A 19,116-nucleotide genomic window follows, 5' to 3' on the forward strand; every position below is an offset into this window, starting at 1 on the left:
GCCGTCCCTGTTGGAGCGAACTGTGGCGAGGGGATTCATCCCCGTTGGGTCGCGAAGCAGCCCTGAAGCTGTGATAACGGTGTTTCAGAAAAACCGTATTCACTGATTTGCGACTGCTTCGCAGCCGAACGGGGATAAATCCCCTCGCCACAGCCCGCTCCCACAGGGATTGCGCTCAGCCTTTCTTACTGCCCGCCCAGAGAGAATCCCCCGCGTGCCCGACGCCATTTTGCGCCTCGCCCTGCCTTCGCCTCTGCGCCGCCTGTTCGATTACCGTGCCCCGGCCGGGATCCTGCGTGCCCAGTTGCAGCCGGGCATGCGCCTGCGGGTGCCGTTCGGCCGACGGGAGATGATCGGGATTCTGGTGGAGGTGACCGATCACAGCGAAGTGCCGGTAGAAAAGCTCAAGCCGGCCCTGGCCCTGCTCGATGCCACGCCACCCCTGCCGCCAGCGCTATTCAAACTGTGCCTGTGGACGTCTCAGTATTACCAGCACAGCCTCGGCGACACTTTGAGCTGGGCGCTACCGGTACTGTTGCGACAAGGCGAACTGGCCGAAGCGCGGCAGGAGCGCTTCTGGTCCGCCGCGCCCGGCGCCAGCCTTGATGACCCGCGCATCGCTCGCGCCCCGCGTCAACGGGAGGCCCTGGCGACCCTGGCCCAACATCCCCACGGCGTCGCCCATCAGTTGTTGAGCAAACTGATGCTGAGCAAGGACAGCCTGGATTTGCTGCTGGCCAAGGATCTGGTGCAAGTCGAAATCCGCAAGCACGCCCCCGACGCCCGCCACGAACACTGGCTGGCGCAGCCGGAACTGCCGCTCAACCCGGAGCAACGTGCAGCCTATGAGGCTATTCGCGCCGGTTTCGACAGTTATCACGCATTCCTGCTGGCCGGCGTCACCGGCAGCGGCAAGACCGAAGTCTATTTGCAGCTGATCCGCGAAACGCTCGAGGCAGGCAAACAAGCGCTGGTGCTGATCCCGGAGATCAACCTCGGCCCGCAGACCCTGGCGCGCTTCGAGCAGCGCTTCAATGCACGCATCGCGCTGATCCACTCGGCGGTCAATGACCGCGAGCGCCTTGAAGCCTGGCTCGCGGCCCGGGACGGTGACGCCGACATCATTATCGGCACCCGCTCGGCGCTGTTCACGCCGATGAAGAACCCCGGCCTGATCATCATCGATGAAGAGCACGACGGTTCCTATAAACAGCAGGAAGGCCTGCGCTATCACGCCCGCGACCTGGCATTGGTGCGCGCACGCCAGGAAAACATCCCGATTGTCCTCGGCTCCGCCACGCCTTCGCTGGAAAGCCTGCACAACGCCTACACCGGCCGATACGGGCTCTTACGCCTGAATGAGCGCGCCGGCGGCGCCAAGCAACCGCGATTCCTGCGCCTGGACGTAAAAAGCCGCCCACTGGACAGCGGCATTTCCGGACCGATGCAGCAAGCCATCGGCCAGACGCTGGCCGCTGGGCAACAAGTGTTGGTGTTCCTCAACCGTCGCGGTTTTGCGCCCACGCTGCTCTGCCATGACTGTGGCTGGATGTCCGAATGTCAGCGCTGCGATGCGCGCATGACCGTGCACCAGCGCTCCGGCGAACTGCGCTGCCACCATTGCGGCTACGTCGAGCGCGTCCCTCGGCATTGCCCGAAATGCGGCAAGGTCGATTTAAGGCCAGTCGGCGCTGGCACCGAGCGCGCCGAAGAACGATTGGGGATTTTGTTTCCCGACGTCCCGGTGCTGCGGGTCGACCGCGATAGCACTTCGCGAAAAGACGCCATGAATCAGCTGTTCGCGACCATTCAGAAGGGCCAGCCCTGCATTCTGGTCGGCACGCAAATGCTTGCCAAAGGGCACCACTTTCCACGGGTGACGCTGGTGTCGATTCTCGATGCCGACGGCGGGCTGTTTTCCGGCGACTTCCGCGCCAGCGAGCGCATGGCGCAGTTGATCGTCCAGGTGGCCGGGCGCGCGGGCCGGGCTGAAGAGCCGGGCAAAGTAATCATCCAGACGCACTTGGCCGACCATCCGCTGCTGGTGCAATTGACTGAACAGGGCTATTTCGCCTTTGCCGAACAGGCGTTGAGCGAACGTCGCTCGGCGGGTCTGCCGCCGTTTGCGCACCTGGCGCTGCTGCGGGCCGAAGCGCACAAACCGGGGCAAGCTGAAGGTTTTCTTGATGAGGCGTGCAGCGAGGCCGAGCGTTTGCTGGCCGAACAGCACCTGACCGGGATTGAACTGCTAGGGCCGGTGCCGGCACCGATGGAACGCCGGGCCGGGCGTTATCGTGCGCAGTTGTTGCTGCAAGCGACGGCCCGGGCGCCGTTGCATCGACTGTTAAGCAGCTGGCTGCTGGTGTTGGAACAGATGCCGAGCGGGCGGGCGGTGCGCTGGTCGCTGGATGTCGATCCTGTGGATTTGTATTGATTTTGATATCGCCATCGCGAGCAGGCTCGCTCCCACAGTGGATTTGCGGCGCTCACCCGGTCAATGTGGGAGCGGGTTTGCTCGCGAAGGCGGCCGATTTGTCACCACATATCCATAACCTGCCCGCTATAGTTGGCAAGCCCGTCTTCGCAACGGATAATGCCCAGTTTTTCCACTAGCGCATCCAGGCGCCGCCGCGCTTGCGGTCGAAAGAGAACACCATGAAAGACACCATTCGCCAGCTGATCCAACAAGCCATCACCCAACTCGTCAACGAAGGTGTGTTGCCTGAAGGCCTGTCGCCGGCGATCCAGGTGGAAAACTCCCGTGACAAGACTCACGGCGATTTCGCCAGCAACATCGCCATGATGCTGGCCAAACCGGCCGGTATGAAGCCGCGCGACCTGGCCGAGAAAATCATCGCCGCGCTGCCGGCTGACGAAAACGTCACCAAGACCGAAATCGCCGGTCCCGGCTTCCTGAACTTCTTCCAGAACACCCAGGCCCTGGCCACTCGCCTGGACGCCGCCCTGGCCGACGCCCACATCGGCGTGCGCAAGGCGGGTCCGGTACAGCGCACTGTCGTCGACCTGTCGGCACCGAACCTGGCCAAAGAAATGCACGTCGGCCACTTGCGCTCGACCATCATCGGCGACGGCGTGGCGCGCGTGCTGGAATTCCTCGGCGACGAAGTGATCCGTCAGAACCACGTCGGCGACTGGGGCACCCAGTTCGGCATGCTGATGGCGTATCTGCAGGAAAACCCGATCACCAGCGACGAGCTGTCGGACCTCGAAAACTTCTACCGCGCCGCCAAGCAACGCTTCGACGAATCCGCAGAGTTCGCCGATCGCGCCCGCGGCCTGGTGGTCAAGCTGCAAGCCGGCGACCCGGACTGCCTGGCGCTGTGGGCCAAGTTCAAAGACATCTCGCTGTCGCACTGCCAGAAAATCTACGAACTGCTGAACGTCAAACTGACCATGGCCGACGTGATGGGCGAAAGTGCCTACAACGATGACCTGATCAACGTAGTCAACGACCTCAAGGCCGCTGGCCTGCTGGTCGAGAGCAACGGCGCCCAGTGCGTGTTCCTCGACGAGTTCAAGAACGCAGACGGCGATCCGCTGCCAGTGATCATCGTCAAGGCTGACGGCGGTTACCTCTACGCCACCACCGACTTGGCGGCCGTGCGTTACCGCAGCGGCAAGTTGAAGGCTGATCGCGCGCTGTACTTCGTCGACCAGCGTCAGGCCTTGCACTTCCAGCAAGTATTCCAGGTCGCGCGCCTGGCCGGCTTCGTGACGCACCCGATGGAAATGGAGCACATGGGCTTCGGCACCATGAACGGCGCCGATGGCCGTCCGTTCAAGACCCGTGACGGCGGCACCGTGAAGCTGATCGACCTGTTGACCGAAGCCCAGGAACGCGCCTACACACTGGTGAAAGAAAAGAACCCTACACTTGCTGAAGACGAACTGCGCAACATCGCCAAGGTTGTGGGCATTGGCGCGGTGAAATACGCCGACCTGTCCAAGCACCGCACCAGCGACTACAGCTTCAACTTCGACCTGATGCTGAACTTCGAAGGCAACACTGCGCCGTACCTGCTGTACGCCTACACCCGCGTGGCCGGCGTGTTCCGCAAACTCGGCAAGGACTTCAGCGAAGTCGAAGGCCAGATCGTCCTCGAAGCACCCCACGAGCACGAGCTGGCGGCGAAGCTCGCGCAGTTCGGCGAAGTGCTGAACAACGTTTCTGACAAAGGCACGCCGCACATCCTGTGCACCTACCTGTACGATGTCGCCGGCCTGTTCTCCAGCTTCTACGAGAACTGCCCGATCCTCAACGCCGACACCCCGGCGCAAATGCAAAGTCGTCTGCGCCTCGCCGCGCTGACCGGCCGCACTCTCAAGCAAGGCCTGGAACTCTTGGGTCTGGAAACTCTGGAGCGTATGTAAGTTGGCTGCCAAGAAAAAACCTGCACCCAAGCGTGGCGCCAGCCGTTACCAAGCTCCTGCAAAGCAACCGATCCCGGGGTGGCTGTGGATGGCCATCGGCCTGACGGTCGGCGCGTTTGTTGTGTTCCTGATGAAACTGGAACCAGGCAAGGGCAGCGAGAGCGTCAAGCGCGAGAAGATCGAGCAGCAGAAAGCCACCAAGATCGCCGAGGCCAACAAGACCCCGCCGAGCCCGACGCAACCGGTGAAGCCGAAGTACGACTTCTACACGTTGCTGCCGGAATCGGAAGTCATCGTGCCGCCGGATGCCGTGCCGGAGAAAACCCTGCCGACGCCACAAGTGCCGGCCATTCCGACGACGCCGGTTACGCCAGAGCAAGCGGCGAAGATCGATACTGCGCGGGCTCAGGCCGCACTGGCCGGGATTACCCCGCCGCCAGCGCCGCCGGTGTCCAAAGCGGCGCCAGTGACCAAGTTCTTCCTGCAGGCCGGCTCGTTCCGCAAGGAAGCTGATGCGGACAAGGTCCGGGCCCAGATCATCCTGCTCGGCCAGGCGGTGGCGGTTGAATCCGGCACCGTGAAGGACGAAACCTGGTACCGGGTATTGGTCGGCCCGTTCAGCAACCGCGAGCAACTGACCACCGCCCAGAAACAACTGGCCGGCAGTGGGTTCAGCAACCTGTTGTTACAACAACGCCAAAGCCGCTGACCCTTTTTTTGTGGGCACCTTAATCTGAGGTCGCCCACAAACCTGTGGTGAGGGGATTTATCCCCGTTGGGTCGCGCAGCGGCCCTCAAACCTCCACCTGCGGAGTATCAGACATACCGCGGGCACTGGTTTTGCGACTGCTCCGCAGCCGAACGGGGCGGTGCGACGTTTCGCTAAATCCTCGCCACAGTCATCGCATGCCATTCGTCTCCCACCGTTGAAATACGCTCCACCACCCCCATATGAGTTGGCATAAGGCATTTTCGCCCCGCTGCGTGGAGACTCTCCCTTTGACCACCATCGTTTCAGTTCGCCGCCACGGCAAAGTCGTCATGGGCGGCGACGGCCAGGTTTCGCTCGGCAATACCGTGATGAAAGGCAATGCGAAGAAAGTTCGCCGCCTGTACCACGGGCAAGTGATCGCCGGTTTTGCCGGGGCCACCGCTGACGCCTTCACCCTCTTCGAGCGTTTCGAAGGCCAGCTTGAGAAACATCAGGGCCACCTGGTTCGCGCCGCTGTCGAACTCGCCAAAGAATGGCGCACTGACCGCTCCCTCAGCCGCCTCGAGGCCATGCTCGCGGTCGCGAACAAAGACGCCTCTCTGATCATCACCGGCAACGGCGACGTGGTCGAACCCGAAGAAGGTCTGATCGCCATGGGTTCCGGTGGCGGTTACGCCCAGGCCGCCGCCAGCGCGCTGCTGAAGAAAACCGATCTGTCGGCCCGGGAAATCGTCGAAACCGCCCTCGGCATCGCCGGCGACATCTGTGTATTCACCAACCACACCTTCACCATTGAGGAGCAGGACCTCGCTGAGTAAGCCTGTTTTGGCCACCACGCCACGGCTCACTTTTACCTGAGGACCGCCAATTACTATGTCCATGACTCCCCGTGAAATCGTCCACGAACTCAATCGCCATATCATCGGCCAGGACGATGCCAAGCGCGCCGTCGCCATCGCGCTGCGTAACCGCTGGCGCCGGATGCAGCTGCCTGAAGAGCTGCGCGTTGAAGTCACACCAAAAAACATCCTGATGATCGGCCCGACCGGTGTCGGTAAAACCGAGATTGCTCGTCGCCTGGCGAAACTGGCCAACGCGCCGTTCATCAAGGTCGAAGCAACCAAGTTCACCGAAGTCGGCTATGTCGGCCGCGACGTTGAATCGATCATTCGTGACCTGGCCGACGCGGCGATCAAGCTGCTGCGCGAACAGGAAATGACCAAGGTTCGCCACCGCGCCGAAGACGCCGCCGAAGATCGCATCCTCGACGCCCTGCTGCCACCGGCACGCATGGGCTTCAGCAACGAAGACGCCGGATCGCCCGCTGATTCCAACACCCGTCAGCTGTTCCGCAAGCGTCTGCGCGAAGGCCAGCTGGATGACAAAGAGATCGAAATCGAAGTCGCCGAAGTGACCGGTGTCGATATCTCCGCGCCGCCGGGCATGGAAGAGATGACCAACCAGTTGCAGAGCCTGTTCGCCAACATGGGCAAGGGCAAACGCAAGAGCCGCAAGATCAAGGTCAAGGAAGCACTGAAACTGGTGCGTGACGAAGAAGCCGGTCGCCTGGTCAACGAAGAAGAGTTGAAGGCCAAGGCGCTGGAAGCGGTCGAGCAGCACGGCATCGTGTTCATCGACGAAATCGACAAGGTCGCCAAGCGCGGCAACTCCGGTGGCATCGACGTCTCCCGTGAAGGCGTACAGCGCGACTTGCTGCCACTGATCGAAGGCTGCACCGTCAACACCAAACTGGGCATGGTCAAGACCGACCACATCCTGTTCATCGCATCCGGTGCGTTCCACCTGAGCAAGCCGAGCGATCTGGTGCCTGAGCTGCAAGGTCGTCTGCCGATTCGTGTCGAACTCAAGGCGCTGACGCCTGAAGATTTCGAACGCATTCTCAGCGAACCGCACGCCTCGCTCACCGAGCAATATTGCGCCCTGCTGAAAACCGAAGGCCTGGTGATCGAGTTCCAGCCGGACGGTATCAAGCGCATTGCCGAGATCGCCTGGCAGGTCAACGAGAAGACTGAGAACATCGGTGCCCGTCGCCTGCACACGCTGCTTGAGCGCCTGCTTGAAGAGGTGTCGTTCAGCGCCGGTGATCTGGCCAGCGCCCACGACGAAAAGGCGATCCTGATCGATGCCGATTACGTCAACAGCCACTTGGGCGAATTGGCGCAGAACGAAGACCTGTCCCGTTATATCCTGTAAGCCAAGCGACCCTCTGTAGGAGCACAGCTTGCTGGCGATAGCGCACTTGAGATCGCCATCGCCAGCAAGCTGTGCTCCTACAGGAGTCAGACCACGCGCCTACAGACGGACTCCAGGTCATGACCCAACTCCCCACCGACATCAAACTGCACAAAGCCTCGAAAACCCTGTCGCTGAAATATGCGTCCGGCGAGGAGCATCACCTGCCCGCCGAGTTCCTGCGCGTGCACTCTCCTTCCGCCGAGGTCCAGGGCCACGGCAAACCTATCCTGCAATTTGGCAAGATCGGCGTAGGCCTGACCAAGGTCGAACCGGCCGGTCAGTACGCACTGAAATTGACCTTCGACGACGGCCACGACAGCGGCCTGTTCACCTGGGAATATCTGTACCAGCTGGGCGTGCGCCAAGAGGATCTCTGGAACGATTATCTTGCCGAACTCAAAGCCGCCGGAAAGACCCGCGATCCGAACGAATCCGTCGTCAAGCTGATGCTCTAGCTCAGGCCTTTCGCTCATTAGAAGGCATTTTCTAATTCCATCTGTTTGAATGCTCCGCTTTCGGGTCAACGATTGGCCCGCTTGCGAAAAAAATTAAACTCGGGTAACCAATGGAGCTGGCAAGGTACCTGCAGTGCTCTCTGAACTAAAAAGCAGCGATGCAGAATTAACGGTCACCCGAGCAGTAGTACCTGGCATTGGCTGTGGACTGCACAGCTGGACCCAGGTATTCGTCTCAGGACAATGGAGCGTCGTAGATGAGTAACAAGAATAACGATGACCTGAAAGTTCAGGCCTCGGAAAATACCTTGGGGCTGAATCCGGTCGTTGGACTGCGTAGAAAAGATCTGTTGGGCTCTGCCCGAATGGTGCTGACCCAGGCCATCAAACAACCGATTCACAGTGCAAAGCATGTCGCTCATTTCGGTATCGAACTGAAGAACGTGCTGTTCGGCAAATCCGCGCTGCAACCGACAAGCGATGACCGTCGCTTCTCCGATCCGGCCTGGAGTCAGAACCCGCTCTACAAACGTTATTTGCAAACTTACCTGGCGTGGCGCAAGGAGCTCCACGACTGGATCGGCGAAAGCAACCTCTCGCCCAAGGACGTCGCACGCGGGCATTTCGTGATCAACCTCATGACCGAAGCCATGGCCCCGACCAACAGTGCGGCCAACCCGGCGGCGGTCAAGCGCTTCTTCGAGACCGGCGGCAAAAGCCTGCTCGACGGCCTCTCCCATCTGGCCAAGGATCTGGTGCACAACGGCGGCATGCCGAGCCAGGTCAACATGGGCGCGTTCGAGGTCGGCACGAGCCTGGGCGTCACCGAAGGCGCGGTGGTGTTTCGCAATGATGTGCTGGAGCTGATCCAGTATCGGCCGACCACCGAGCAGGTGCACGAGCGCCCACTGTTGGTGGTGCCACCGCAGATCAACAAGTTCTATGTTTTCGACCTGAGCCCGGACAAGAGCCTGGCGCGTTTCTGCCTGCGCAACAACATGCAGACGTTCATCGTCAGCTGGCGCAACCCGACCAAAGAGCAGCGTGAGTGGGGTCTGTCTACCTACATCGAAGCGCTCAAGGAAGCGGTCGATGTGGTCACCGCGATCACCGGCAGCAAAGACATCAACATGCTCGGCGCCTGCTCCGGCGGCATCACCTGCACTGCCCTGCTGGGACACTACGCCGCGCTCGGCGAGAATAAGGTCAACGCCCTGACGCTGCTGGTCAGTGTGCTGGACACCACCCTGGACAGCGATGTGGCGCTGTTCGTCGACGAACAGACCCTCGAATCCGCCAAGCGCCACTCCTATCAGGCCGGCGTACTGGAAGGCCGCGACATGGCGAAAGTTTTCGCCTGGATGCGCCCCAACGACCTGATCTGGAACTACTGGGTCAACAACTACCTGCTGGGCAACGAGCCGCCGGTGTTCGACATCCTGTTCTGGAACAACGACACCACACGGTTGCCCGCAGCGTTCCACGGCGACCTGATCGAGATGTTCAAGACCAACCCATTGATCCGCCCCGACGCACTGGAAGTGTGCGGCACACCGATCAATCTGAAGCAGGTCACTGCCGACATCTACTCCCTGGCCGGAACCAACGACCACATCACCCCGTGGAAGTCCTGCTACAAGTCGGCACAACTGTTCGGCGGCAAGGTTGAATTCGTGCTGTCCAGCAGCGGGCATATCCAGAGCATTCTGAACCCGCCGGGCAATCCGAAATCGCGCTACATGACCAGCACCGAGATGCCGGTCAAGGCCGAGGACTGGCACGAAAACTCCACCAAGCACACCGATTCCTGGTGGCTGCACTGGCAGGCATGGCAAGCCGAGCGTTCCGGCAAGCTGAAGAAGTCTCCAAGCAGTTTGGGCAACAAGGCTTATCCAGCAGGTGAAGCTGCACCGGGCACTTATGTGCATGAGCGATAACTGACACACCTCGCCCTCCTGTGGGAGCGGGCTTGCTCGCGAAAGCGATTGATCATTCAACAGTGATGTCGACTGACCTGACGCATTCGCGAGCAAGCCCGCTCCCACAGGGGATCGAGGGTGAAATTGAGACAGTGACCCACAGGGCCTGAAGCATGCCGCAACCGTTCATATTCCGTACCGTCGACCTGGATGGCCAGACCCTCCGCACGGCGGTACGCCCCGGCAAGCCTCACTTGACGCCCTTGCTGATTTTCAACGGCATCGGCGCCAACCTGGAGCTGGTGTTTCCGTTCGTCGCGGCGCTGGACCCGGACCTGGAAGTCATCGCTTTCGACGTCCCTGGTGTCGGCGGTTCGTCGACGCCAAGGCGACCGTATCGCTTTCCGGGCCTGGCGAAACTCACGGCGCGGATGCTCGACTATCTCGACTACGGGCAAGTCAACGTCATCGGCGTGTCGTGGGGTGGCGCCCTCGCCCAGCAGTTCGCTTACGACTATCCCGAGCGCTGCAAGAAACTCGTTCTGGCGGCCACGGCGGCTGGCACGGTGATGGTGCCGGGCAAGCCGAAAGTCCTGTGGATGATGGCCAGCCCACGACGCTACATCCAGCCGTCTCACGTGATTCGCATTGCGCCGATGATCTATGGCGGTGCATTCCGTCGCGATCCGACCCTGGCCGCCAGCCATGCCGCCAAGGTCCGCTCGGCAGGCAAACTCGGTTACTACTGGCAGCTGTTCGCCGGCCTCGGCTGGACCAGCATTCACTGGTTGCACAAGATCAACCAGCCAACCCTGGTACTGGCCGGTGACGACGATCCACTGATTCCGTTGGTCAACATGCGGTTACTGGCCTGGCGGATTCCCAACGCCCAATTGCACATCATCGATGACGGGCATCTGTTCTTGATTACCCGGGCCGAAGCAGTGGCACCGATCATCATGAAGTTTCTCCAGGAAGAACGTCAGCGTGCCGTGATGCATCCGCATCCGGCACCATTGGGCGGCTAATCGGCCCTGGCTTTTGTTACAAAAAGGGGTCGGGAAGACGCAGCGCCGCGCAACAATCCGCAACAGCGTCTATGGTGTTCTGGTTCGGTGTAACTGTATTTGGCCTGAAGACGAAGGAGTGTTGATTCATGCGCGAAAAACCAGCGAGGGAATTTTTGCCCACTCCCGCCGCGTTCATTAATGCGCAGAGTGCGATTTCCGGTTTGCGTGGGCGGGATCTGTTTTCCACCCTGCGCAGCGTTGCCGCCCATGGATTGCGCAACCCGGTGCATACCGCCCGACACGCCTTGAAGCTGGGCGGTCAACTGGGCCGCGTACTGCTGGGCGAAACCCTGCACCCGACCAATCCGCAGGACAATCGCTTTGCCGACCCGGCGTGGAGCCTCAATCCTTTTTATCGCCGCAGTTTGCAGGCTTACCTGAGCTGGCAGAAGCAGGTCAAACACTGGATCGACGAGAGCAACATGACTCCGGACGATCGCGCCCGCGCGCACTTCGCCTTCGCCTTGCTCAACGACGCCATGGCGCCGTCCAACAGCCTGCTTAATCCGCTGGCGATCAAGGAGATCTTCAACTCCGGCGGCAGCAGCCTGGTGCGAGGCATCAGCCACCTGGTCGACGACTTCCTGCACAACGACGGTCTGCCCAGACAAGTCACCAAACAAGCTTTCGAGGTCGGCAAAACGGTCGCCACCACTACGGGCTCCGTGGTGTTTCGCAATGAGCTGCTGGAGTTGATCCAGTACAAGCCCATGACCGAAAAGCAGTATTCCAAACCGCTGCTGGTGGTGCCGCCACAGATCAACAAGTACTACATTTTCGACCTGAGCCCGCACAACAGCTTCGTCCAGTTCGCCCTGAAGAACGGCCTGCAAACCTTCATGATCAGCTGGCGCAATCCGGATGTGCGGCATCGCGAATGGGGGCTGTCGACGTACGTCGAAGCCGCGGAAGAAGCGATGAATGTGTGCCGGGCGATCACCGGTGCTCGCGAGGTCAACCTGATGGGCGCCTGCGCGGGCGGGCTGACCATTGCCGCCCTGCAAGGCCATTTGCAGGCCAAGCGACAACTGCGGCGGGTGTCCAGCGCGACCTACCTCGTGAGCCTGCTCGACAGTCAGATGGACTCGCCGGCGACCCTCTTCGCCGACGAACAGACGCTTGAAGCGGCCAAGCGTCGCTCCTATCAGAAAGGCGTGCTGGATGGCCGCGACATGGCCAAGGTCTTCGCCTGGATGCGCCCCAACGATTTGATCTGGAGCTATTTCGTTAACAACTACCTGTTGGGCAAGGAGCCGCCAGCGTTCGACATCCTCTACTGGAACAACGACAACACACGTTTGCCGGCAGCCTTGCATGGCGACTTGCTGGACTTCTTCAAATACAACCCGATGAGTCATCCGGGGGGTCTGGAAGTGTGCGGCACACCGATCGACTTGCAGAAAGTCACCGTCGACAGCTTCAGCGTCGCGGGCATCAACGACCACATCACCCCGTGGGATGCGGTGTACCGCTCGACCCTGCTGCTGGGTGGCGAGCGGCGCTTCGTGCTGTCCAACAGCGGTCATGTGCAGAGCATTCTCAACCCACCCTCAAACCCGAAAGCCAACTTCGTCGAGAGCACGAAGCTGAGCGCTGACCCAAGGGCCTGGTACTACGACGCCAAGCCAGTCAGCGGCAGTTGGTGGACTCAGTGGCTGGGCTGGATTCAAGAACGTTCAGGCGCGCTAAAAGAAACCCACATGGCGCTCGGCAACCAGAACTATCCACCGATGGAAGCGGCACCCGGCACTTATGTGCGCGTGCGCTGACTGACAACGAACCACGGCCGGCGCCGGCCGTGGCATGACTCGACCATTAAGAAGACTGGATGAAAACCCGCGACCGGATTCTCGAATGTGCTTTGCAGTTGTTCAATCACAAGGGCGAGCCGAACGTCTCCACCATGGAAGTGGCCAACGAAATGGGGATCAGCCCGGGCAACCTCTACTACCACTTCCACGGCAAGGAGCCGTTGATTCTCGGACTGTTCGAGCGCTTCCAGGCCGAACTGGCGCCGCTGCTCGATCCACCGGCCGATGTGGAACTGGCACCGGAAGATTACTGGCTGTTCCTGCACCTGATCGTCGAGCGCCTGGCCCATTACCGGTTTCTGTTCCAGGACCTGTCGAACCTCGCCGGGCGCTTGCCGAAACTGGCCAAGGGCATACGCAACCTGCTCAATGCGCTGAAGCGCACACTGGCTTCGTTGCTCGCACGATTGAAGGCTCAGGGGCAATTGGTCAGCGATACCCAAGCGTTGGGGCAGCTGGTGGAACAGATCACCATGACGCTGCTGTTCTCGCTGGACTATCAGCGGATTCTTGATCGCGAGGGTGAGGTGAGACTGGTGGTGTACCAGATCATGATGCTGGTGGCGCCGCATTTGTTGCCGCCGATCAAGGTCGCGACGGAGCAGATGGCCCTTCAATACCTCGAAGAACACGAGTAACCCACATTAGGTCTGCGGCGTTTTCAAGGCCGTGCACAAACAAAAACGCCCGACCTTTGCAGGCCGGGCGTTTTCTTGAGCCCTGAAAATCAGGACTGACTGGTTGGCGTCGAAGGAGCTGGCGCGACAGTCGGGGTTACAGCAGGGGTCGGCGCGGCAGCAGAGTTCGATGTGCTGACCGGAGCCGGGGTTGCCGGTTTGGCGGCAGCTACTGCTGGTTTTGGTGCAGCAGCTTTCGGCGCTGCCGGCTTTTTCACCGCTGGCTTCTTCGCTGCGGCAGGTTTGGCCGCTGGCTTGGTAGCGGGTTTGGCCGCTGCAGTTTTGGCAGCCGGTTTAGCGGCTGGTTTTGCTGCTGCTTTGGCCGCTGGCTTGGCTGCTGCAGGTTTCGCTGCGGCAGTTTTGGCCGCTGGCTTGGCAGCCGGTTTAGCGGCAGCTTTAGCCAGTGGTTTGGCAGCGGACTTCGCTGCAGGTTTGGCCGCCGCGGTTTTCGCCGCAACAGGCGCCACCTTGGCACCAGTGAGTTTTTCGATTTGCTTGGTCAGGGTATCGACCTTGCTGTGCAGTGCTTTGACTTCATTGCGGCTCGGTACACCCAGGCGCGAAATGGCGCTGTTCAGACGCTTGTCGAAAGCCCCTTCCAGCTCATCCCACTTGCCCAGTGCGCGATCTTTCACGCCGCTGATGCGCGACTTGGCCGACGAAGCAGAGTCCTTGGCAGCATCGACTTTTTTGCCGACAGCGCTCTTGGTGAGCTTCTCGGCTTTCTCGCCGTCTTTAACCAATGTATCGAAGAGCTTGCTGCCGTCAGTGTCGATCTTCGAGTACACGCCTAAACCAGCCAGCCAGATTTTGCGGGAGTAGTCTTCGACTTTCCCGATCCACGAGCTGCCTTCTTTTTCGGTGTTCTTTTTACCAGCCATCCCGTTCTCCTTAAGATTTACGCGCGACGCGTTCGAGCAATGCCGTCAGCTCATCGAGCTTGGCAGAGAGTGTCTCAACGTCATGTTTAGACGGAATGCCGATACGATTCAAGGTACTTGCGACACGCGAGTCAAAAGCCTTCTCGACCTTGTCGAGCTGAAGTTCGACCTTGCCTTTGAAAGTGCTTACTTCACTCTTGGCTTCATCGATCTCGGCATTGGCCGCTTCAAGTTTCTCGGCAACTACTTTTTTACCTTTCTTTTCAACAGTTTGACCAGCCTTTACCAACTCTTGAAAGTACTCGCTGCCCTCTTGGCCGACCTTGGTGTAGGCACCCAGGCCTGCCAGCCAGATCTTGCGGGCATAAGATTTAACGTCGCTCAGAGCAGTCGTCGAAGCGTCGATTTTTTTCTTCAAAATAACTTTGGCCATGGTGCACCTCACGCGCAGAAGGTTTGAGGAACTGCCCGCGAAAGCGTCGGGCTCAGGCACAAAGTAGGGAGAAAAATTAGAAACGGCACCCTAACAACTGACACAAACCCTTGGTCACACCACAAAACAAATGTGGGAGCGGGCTTGTTCGCGAATGCGGTGTATCAGTCAACATCTCAGGCAACTGACAGGCTGCATTCGCGAGCAAGCCCGCTCCCACATTGATCGCATTTCACAAAAAGAATCGGATCAGACCAACGCTTTATCGAGGGCCTTTTCGATTTCCGATTTGATCATGCCGCTCATGGCCGACATCATCAGGCCCAACTCCACATCGACGCGGATCGAATCCTCGCCCACATACACCGCGCCTTTCACACCGGAACGTTTGAGGTTCAGGGTGTCGCCGGACCATTGCGGCTCCAGGCCATATTGATCGGACAGCTTCTGCGCCAACAGATCAGCCTTCTCGCGGGCCGCTTCCTTACCCAGGCCATGGGCACGTTCAACACTAATACGGGCCATCGAATGACTCCTGCTTTATGAATACTTCCCTGAAGATCTTGACCGCTACTGCGGCAAAACGTCCCGGCGGTTACCTATCTTACCTGCAGCCTTGCCAAGACAAAGCAGGCCACCGGGATTAGAATGTCCCGCATTCTCTTTTGGTGACAGCGATATGACTGATCAGCGCAAAGGCAGCGATGCCGAACCCACCACTCACTTCGGCTTCAAAAACGTTCCGGAAAGCCAGAAAGCGGAAAAAGTCGCTGAGGTATTCCACTCGGTAGCCGCCAAGTACGACTTGATGAACGACCTCCTGTCGGGCGGCATGCACCGTCTGTGGAAGCGTTTCGCGATCGAGCTGTCGGGCGTTCGCACCGGTAACCGCGTGCTGGACATCGCCGGCGGCACGGGCGATCTGACCAAGAAGTTCTCGCACCTCGTTGGCCCGACCGGCCAGGTGGTGTTGGCCGACATCAACGAATCCATGCTCAAGGTCGGTCGTGACCGCCTGTTGGATCTGGGTGTGGCCGGTAACGTCGAATTCGTTCAGGCCGACGCTGAAAAGCTGCCGTTCCCGGACAACCATTTCGACTGCGTGACCATCGCTTTCGGCCTTCGCAACGTTACCCATAAAGAAGACGCCCTGCGCTCGATGCTGCGCGTACTGAAACCGGGCGGCCGTTTGCTGGTGCTGGAGTTCTCCAAACCGACCAACGCGTTGATGTCCAAAGCCTACGACGCCTACTCGTTCGCCTTCATGCCGCTGATGGGCAAGCTGATCACCAACGACTCGGAAAGCTATCGCTACCTGGCCGAATCGATCCGCATGCACCCCAATCAGGAAACCCTGAAGTCGATGATGGTCGAGGCCGGTTTCGACCGCGTGACCTACCACAACATGACCGCAGGCATCGTCGCCCTGCACCGTGGCATCAAGCCCTGATGTTGCTGGCCGGCCTGCTCGCCAGCGTTGAACTCGGTCTGAACCGGGTGCTGCGTCTCGACAGCACGGCGTTGCCGCGGCTGGCGCATTTGAGTGGCAAGGTGATTGCGGTCGACTGCCGAAGCCCGGCGCTGCAAGTGTTCATCCTGCCCAGCGACGAAGGCCTGATGCTGGCTTCCCACTGGGAAACCGGCGCCGACTGCACCTTGCGCGCACCGGCCTCCAGCCTGTTGAAACTGGCCATGAGCAAGGACAAGACGTCGGTCCTGCATGCGCCTGAAGTCGAACTCGACGGCGACAGCGGCGTGCTGCTGGAGCTGGCGGCGATCCTTCAGGACCTCGAGCTGGACTGGGAGTACGAACTCTCGCGCTGGCTGGGGCCGGTCGCCACGCAACTGCTCGGCGGTCACCTGCGCAGTCGCGCACGCTGGTATCAGCAAGGGTTCGCCAGCCTGAACCAGAACCTTGGCGAGTACCTGGCCGAAGAATCGCGCACCCTCGTCGGTCAGCGCGAAGCCGAAGCCCGTTTTAGTGAACTGGACCAGATCAAACTCGATCTGGAACGTCTTGAGGCGCGTTTCGAGCGCCTCTCCCGATCCCTCGACCCAAGCGATAACGCATGAAGCTGCTTGCCGTCCGCCGTTTGTTGCGCATCCAGCGCGTTGTGATTCGCTACCGCCTCGATGACCTGCTGTTCGCCCTGCCACTGCCGTGGTTTCTGCTGGCGCTGCGCTACGCCTTGCCGTGGCGCTGGTTCCCGCGCAAGACGCTGGACCTGAGCCGCGGCGCGCGATTGCGTCTGGCGTTGCAAGACCTGGGACCGATTTTCATCAAGTTCGGGCAAATCCTGTCCACCCGCCGCGATTTGCTGCCCGAAGACATCGCCGATGAGCTGATGAAGCTGCAGGACCGCGTGCCCCCGTTCGACTCGCAAGTGTCGGTCAGGCTGATCGAAGAACAGCTCGGCAAAAAGATCAGCGAAGTCTTCAGCCGCTTCGACGTCGAACCGCTGGCCTCGGCCTCGGTGGCGCAGGTGCATGCCGCGCAGCTGAAAACCGGTGAAGAAGTGGTGGTCAAGGTCATCCGCCCGGGGCTCAAACCGATCATCGCGCAGGATCTGGCGTGGCTGTTCATCCTCGCCCGCGCCGCCGAAAAGCTCTCGGCCGACGCGCGCCTGCTGCACCCGGTGGACGTGGTCCAGGACTACGAAAAAACCATCTACGACGAACTCGACCTGTTGCGTGAAGCGGCCAACGCCAGCCAGTTGCGACGTAACTTCGACGGCTCGGACCTGCTCTACGTGCCGCAAGTCTATTGGGACTGGTGCCGGCCAAAAGTGCTGGTGATGGAGCGCATCTACGGCATTCAGGTCACCGACCTCGCGACCCTGGCCGACCAGCGCACCGACATGAAAATGCTCGCTGAGCGCGGCGTCGAGATCTTCTTCACCCAGGTGTTCCGCGACAGTTTCTTCCATGCCGACATGCACCCCGGCAACATCTTCGTCAGCACCGTGAACCCGTGGAGCCCGCAGTACATCGCGATCGACTGCGGCATCGTCGGCAGCCTGACGCCGGAAGACCAGGACTACCTGGCGCGCAACCTGTTCGCGTTCTTCAAGCGTGATTACCGTCGTGTGGCGCAATTGCACATCGATTCGGGGTGGGTGCCGGCGGAAACCAAACTCAACGAATTCGAGGCGGCGATCCGCACCGTGTGCGAGCCGATCTTCGAAAAACCGTTAAAGGATATTTCTTTCGGCCAGGTGCTGATGCGCCTGTTCCAGACCGCCCGGCGCTTCAACATGGAAGTGCAGCCGCAGCTCGTTTTGCTGCAAAAAACCCTGCTGAACATTGAAGGCCTGGGCCGTCAGTTGTACCCGGACCTCGATTTGTGGAACACCGCCCAGCCATTCCTTGAACGCTGGATGCGTGAGCGCGTCAGCCCCAAAGCCTTGATCGGCAACGTGCAGAGCCAGTTCGAACAGCTGCCGCACCTGGCCAACATGGCCCGCGACCTGCTCGAACGCATGTCCCAGCCCCACGCCTACGACCCGCCGCCACCGTGGCACCGCCGCAAGGACGATTGGCTGCTGCGACTGCTCGGCTGTGCGCACCTGGCCGGCGGCACGATACTCGCTGCCGGTGGGCCGCTGAACGAACTGGGTCATTGGCCGGCCGGCATCATGGTGGCGGTTGGTTTGTATCTGGTCGTTCGCCGATAGCCAGCGTCCCCGCACGCTGGCACACTGTTTCAAAGCTGAATTTCACGTAGGCTTCTATTCATGAAGTGTGGGCCTGCATCGGAGTCGAAGATGAAAAACTGGCTGGACGAGATCAAGTGGGACGCCGATGGCCTTGTGCCGGCGATTGCCCAGGATCACAAGACCGGGCGCGTCCTGATGATGGCCTGGATGAACCGTGAAGCGCTGGAACTGACCGCTGCCGAGAACCGCGCCATTTACTGGTCACGTTCCCGTGGCAAGCTGTGGCGCAAGGGCGAAGAGTCCGGCCACGTGCAAATCCTGCATGAGATGCGCCTGGACTGTGACGCCGACGTGATCATCCTGATGGTCGAGCAGATCGGCGACATCGCGTGCCATACCGGCCGTCAGAGCTGCTTCTACCGCGTCTTCGAGAACGGCGACTGGAAAACCGTCGACCCGGTGCTCAAAGACCCGCACGCTATCTATTCCGCAGGACACAGCCATGAGTGACACGTTGACCCGTCTGGCCCAGGTGCTGGAAGAGCGCAAAGGCGCCGCCGCCGACAGCTCGTATGTCGCCAGCCTGTACCACAAGGGCTTGAACAAGATTCTGGAAAAGGTCGGCGAAGAGTCGGTCGAAACCATCATTGCCGCCAAGGATGCCGCCATCAGCGGTGACTGCAGCGATGTGATCTACGAAACCGCCGACTTGTGGTTCCACAGCATGGTCATGCTCGCCCAACTGGGGCAGCATCCGCAGGCTGTACTCGATGAACTGGACCGTCGTTTCGGTCTGTCCGGACACGCCGAGAAAGCCTCGCGTCCGTCCGCCTGAACAACTATTAGAGAGGAGC

Annotated in this window: 18 protein-coding genes; 15 read left to right on the top strand and 3 right to left on the bottom strand. The window is 60.3% G+C overall.

The window, feature by feature from the left end; translation table 11 throughout:
- Nucleotides 1-214 precede the first annotated feature (214 nt).
- From DFS28_RS08505 to DFS28_RS08555, 10 genes are all read left to right on the top strand, one after another.
- Complete coding sequence (locus tag DFS28_RS08505) at nucleotides 215-2,434, top strand: primosomal protein N' (protein WP_111449373.1); 2,220 nt, start codon at nucleotides 215-217, stop codon at nucleotides 2,432-2,434.
- Nucleotides 2,435-2,655: 221 nt separating this feature from the next.
- Nucleotides 2,656-4,392, top strand: a complete 1,737-nt coding sequence (gene argS / locus DFS28_RS08510; RefSeq protein ID WP_111449374.1) for an arginine--tRNA ligase — start codon at nucleotides 2,656-2,658, stop codon at nucleotides 4,390-4,392.
- A gap of 1 nt (nucleotide 4,393) precedes the next feature.
- Complete coding sequence (locus DFS28_RS08515; protein WP_111449375.1) at nucleotides 4,394-5,101, top strand: SPOR domain-containing protein; 708 nt, start codon at nucleotides 4,394-4,396, stop codon at nucleotides 5,099-5,101.
- A gap of 290 nt (nucleotides 5,102-5,391) precedes the next feature.
- The gene (gene hslV / locus DFS28_RS08520; protein ID WP_007899242.1) at nucleotides 5,392-5,922 is read left to right on the top strand and encodes an ATP-dependent protease subunit HslV; all 531 of its coding nucleotides are present in this window, start codon (nucleotides 5,392-5,394) and stop codon (nucleotides 5,920-5,922) included.
- A 55-nt stretch (nucleotides 5,923-5,977) separates the two neighbouring features.
- A complete protein-coding gene (gene hslU, locus DFS28_RS08525) occupies nucleotides 5,978-7,318 on the top strand; it encodes an ATP-dependent protease ATPase subunit HslU (protein WP_111449376.1) in 1,341 nt (446 codons plus the stop codon).
- Between the two features lie 119 nt (nucleotides 7,319-7,437).
- Nucleotides 7,438-7,815: a gamma-butyrobetaine hydroxylase-like domain-containing protein gene (locus DFS28_RS08530; protein ID WP_008025216.1), complete on the top strand. Its 378-nt coding sequence runs from the start codon at nucleotides 7,438-7,440 to the stop codon at nucleotides 7,813-7,815.
- Between the two features lie 257 nt (nucleotides 7,816-8,072).
- The gene (gene phaC / locus DFS28_RS08535) at nucleotides 8,073-9,752 is read left to right on the top strand and encodes a class II poly(R)-hydroxyalkanoic acid synthase (RefSeq protein ID WP_111449377.1); all 1,680 of its coding nucleotides are present in this window, start codon (nucleotides 8,073-8,075) and stop codon (nucleotides 9,750-9,752) included.
- Between the two features lie 155 nt (nucleotides 9,753-9,907).
- A complete protein-coding gene (gene phaZ / locus DFS28_RS08545; RefSeq protein WP_111449378.1) occupies nucleotides 9,908-10,762 on the top strand; it encodes a poly(3-hydroxyalkanoate) depolymerase in 855 nt (284 codons plus the stop codon).
- Between the two features lie 128 nt (nucleotides 10,763-10,890).
- On the top strand, nucleotides 10,891-12,573 hold the full coding sequence (gene phaC / locus DFS28_RS08550; RefSeq protein ID WP_111449379.1) for a class II poly(R)-hydroxyalkanoic acid synthase: 1,683 nt from the start codon (nucleotides 10,891-10,893) through the stop codon (nucleotides 12,571-12,573).
- A 59-nt stretch (nucleotides 12,574-12,632) separates the two neighbouring features.
- Nucleotides 12,633-13,253: a TetR/AcrR family transcriptional regulator gene (locus DFS28_RS08555; RefSeq protein WP_008149531.1), complete on the top strand. Its 621-nt coding sequence runs from the start codon at nucleotides 12,633-12,635 to the stop codon at nucleotides 13,251-13,253.
- A gap of 89 nt (nucleotides 13,254-13,342) precedes the next feature.
- Here the strand turns inward: DFS28_RS08555 and DFS28_RS08560 are convergent, their stop codons facing one another.
- The 3 genes from DFS28_RS08560 to DFS28_RS08570 all read right to left on the bottom strand — a co-directional run bounded on the left by DFS28_RS08560 (nucleotide 13,343) and on the right by DFS28_RS08570 (nucleotide 15,131).
- Nucleotides 13,343-14,173 carry a phasin family protein gene (locus DFS28_RS08560; RefSeq protein WP_111449380.1) on the bottom strand — a complete coding sequence of 277 codons (831 nt, stop codon included), beginning with the start codon at nucleotides 14,171-14,173 and terminating at the stop codon, nucleotides 13,343-13,345.
- Nucleotides 14,174-14,183: 10 nt separating this feature from the next.
- Complete coding sequence (locus DFS28_RS08565; protein ID WP_074872868.1) at nucleotides 14,184-14,606, bottom strand: phasin family protein; 423 nt, start codon at nucleotides 14,604-14,606, stop codon at nucleotides 14,184-14,186.
- Between the two features lie 249 nt (nucleotides 14,607-14,855).
- A complete protein-coding gene (locus tag DFS28_RS08570; RefSeq protein ID WP_111449381.1) occupies nucleotides 14,856-15,131 on the bottom strand; it encodes a polyhydroxyalkanoic acid system family protein in 276 nt (91 codons plus the stop codon).
- A gap of 154 nt (nucleotides 15,132-15,285) precedes the next feature.
- On the opposite strand from DFS28_RS08570, the gene ubiE reads away from it, so the two are divergent.
- From ubiE to DFS28_RS08595, 5 genes are all read left to right on the top strand, one after another.
- The gene (ubiE, locus tag DFS28_RS08575) at nucleotides 15,286-16,056 is read left to right on the top strand and encodes a bifunctional demethylmenaquinone methyltransferase/2-methoxy-6-polyprenyl-1,4-benzoquinol methylase UbiE (protein ID WP_007948968.1); all 771 of its coding nucleotides are present in this window, start codon (nucleotides 15,286-15,288) and stop codon (nucleotides 16,054-16,056) included.
- Nucleotides 16,056-16,679 (top strand): SCP2 domain-containing protein, encoded by a 624-nt coding sequence (locus DFS28_RS08580; protein ID WP_111449382.1) that lies wholly within the window; start codon nucleotides 16,056-16,058, stop codon nucleotides 16,677-16,679. The genes ubiE and DFS28_RS08580 overlap by 1 nt, the downstream gene beginning before the upstream one ends.
- On the top strand, nucleotides 16,676-18,280 hold the full coding sequence (gene ubiB / locus DFS28_RS08585) for a ubiquinone biosynthesis regulatory protein kinase UbiB (RefSeq protein ID WP_111449383.1): 1,605 nt from the start codon (nucleotides 16,676-16,678) through the stop codon (nucleotides 18,278-18,280). Before DFS28_RS08580 ends, ubiB begins: the two co-directional genes overlap by 4 nt.
- A 90-nt stretch (nucleotides 18,281-18,370) precedes the next feature.
- Nucleotides 18,371-18,772: a phosphoribosyl-AMP cyclohydrolase gene (gene hisI / locus DFS28_RS08590; protein ID WP_111449384.1), complete on the top strand. Its 402-nt coding sequence runs from the start codon at nucleotides 18,371-18,373 to the stop codon at nucleotides 18,770-18,772.
- Nucleotides 18,765-19,097 (top strand): phosphoribosyl-ATP diphosphatase, encoded by a 333-nt coding sequence (locus tag DFS28_RS08595; protein WP_007899279.1) that lies wholly within the window; start codon nucleotides 18,765-18,767, stop codon nucleotides 19,095-19,097. Before hisI ends, DFS28_RS08595 begins: the two co-directional genes overlap by 8 nt.
- The last annotated feature ends 19 nt before the right edge of the window (nucleotides 19,098-19,116 follow it).

Origin of the sequence: Pseudomonas sp. 478 (assembly GCF_003254125.1) — a bacterium.
In the GTDB taxonomy this organism is placed as follows: domain Bacteria; phylum Pseudomonadota; class Gammaproteobacteria; order Pseudomonadales; family Pseudomonadaceae; genus Aquipseudomonas.

Coding starts and splice junctions, on each gene's coding strand:
- ubiB (WP_111449383.1), top strand. CDS start 16,676: ATGAAGCTGCTTGCCGTCCGCCGTTTGTTGCGCATCCAGCGCGTTGTG.
- DFS28_RS08560 (WP_111449380.1), bottom strand. CDS start 14,173: ATGGCTGGTAAAAAGAACACCGAAAAAGAAGGCAGCTCGTGGATCGGG.
- DFS28_RS08555 (WP_008149531.1), top strand. CDS start 12,633: ATGAAAACCCGCGACCGGATTCTCGAATGTGCTTTGCAGTTGTTCAAT.
- phaC (WP_111449377.1), top strand. CDS start 8,073: ATGAGTAACAAGAATAACGATGACCTGAAAGTTCAGGCCTCGGAAAAT.
- phaZ (WP_111449378.1), top strand. CDS start 9,908: ATGCCGCAACCGTTCATATTCCGTACCGTCGACCTGGATGGCCAGACC.
- DFS28_RS08570 (WP_111449381.1), bottom strand. CDS start 15,131: ATGGCCCGTATTAGTGTTGAACGTGCCCATGGCCTGGGTAAGGAAGCG.
- DFS28_RS08580 (WP_111449382.1), top strand. CDS start 16,056: ATGTTGCTGGCCGGCCTGCTCGCCAGCGTTGAACTCGGTCTGAACCGG.
- hisI (WP_111449384.1), top strand. CDS start 18,371: ATGAAAAACTGGCTGGACGAGATCAAGTGGGACGCCGATGGCCTTGTG.
- argS (WP_111449374.1), top strand. CDS start 2,656: ATGAAAGACACCATTCGCCAGCTGATCCAACAAGCCATCACCCAACTC.
- hslU (WP_111449376.1), top strand. CDS start 5,978: ATGTCCATGACTCCCCGTGAAATCGTCCACGAACTCAATCGCCATATC.
- ubiE (WP_007948968.1), top strand. CDS start 15,286: ATGACTGATCAGCGCAAAGGCAGCGATGCCGAACCCACCACTCACTTC.
- DFS28_RS08595 (WP_007899279.1), top strand. CDS start 18,765: ATGAGTGACACGTTGACCCGTCTGGCCCAGGTGCTGGAAGAGCGCAAA.
- DFS28_RS08565 (WP_074872868.1), bottom strand. CDS start 14,606: ATGGCCAAAGTTATTTTGAAGAAAAAAATCGACGCTTCGACGACTGCT.
- phaC (WP_111449379.1), top strand. CDS start 10,891: ATGCGCGAAAAACCAGCGAGGGAATTTTTGCCCACTCCCGCCGCGTTC.
- DFS28_RS08530 (WP_008025216.1), top strand. CDS start 7,438: ATGACCCAACTCCCCACCGACATCAAACTGCACAAAGCCTCGAAAACC.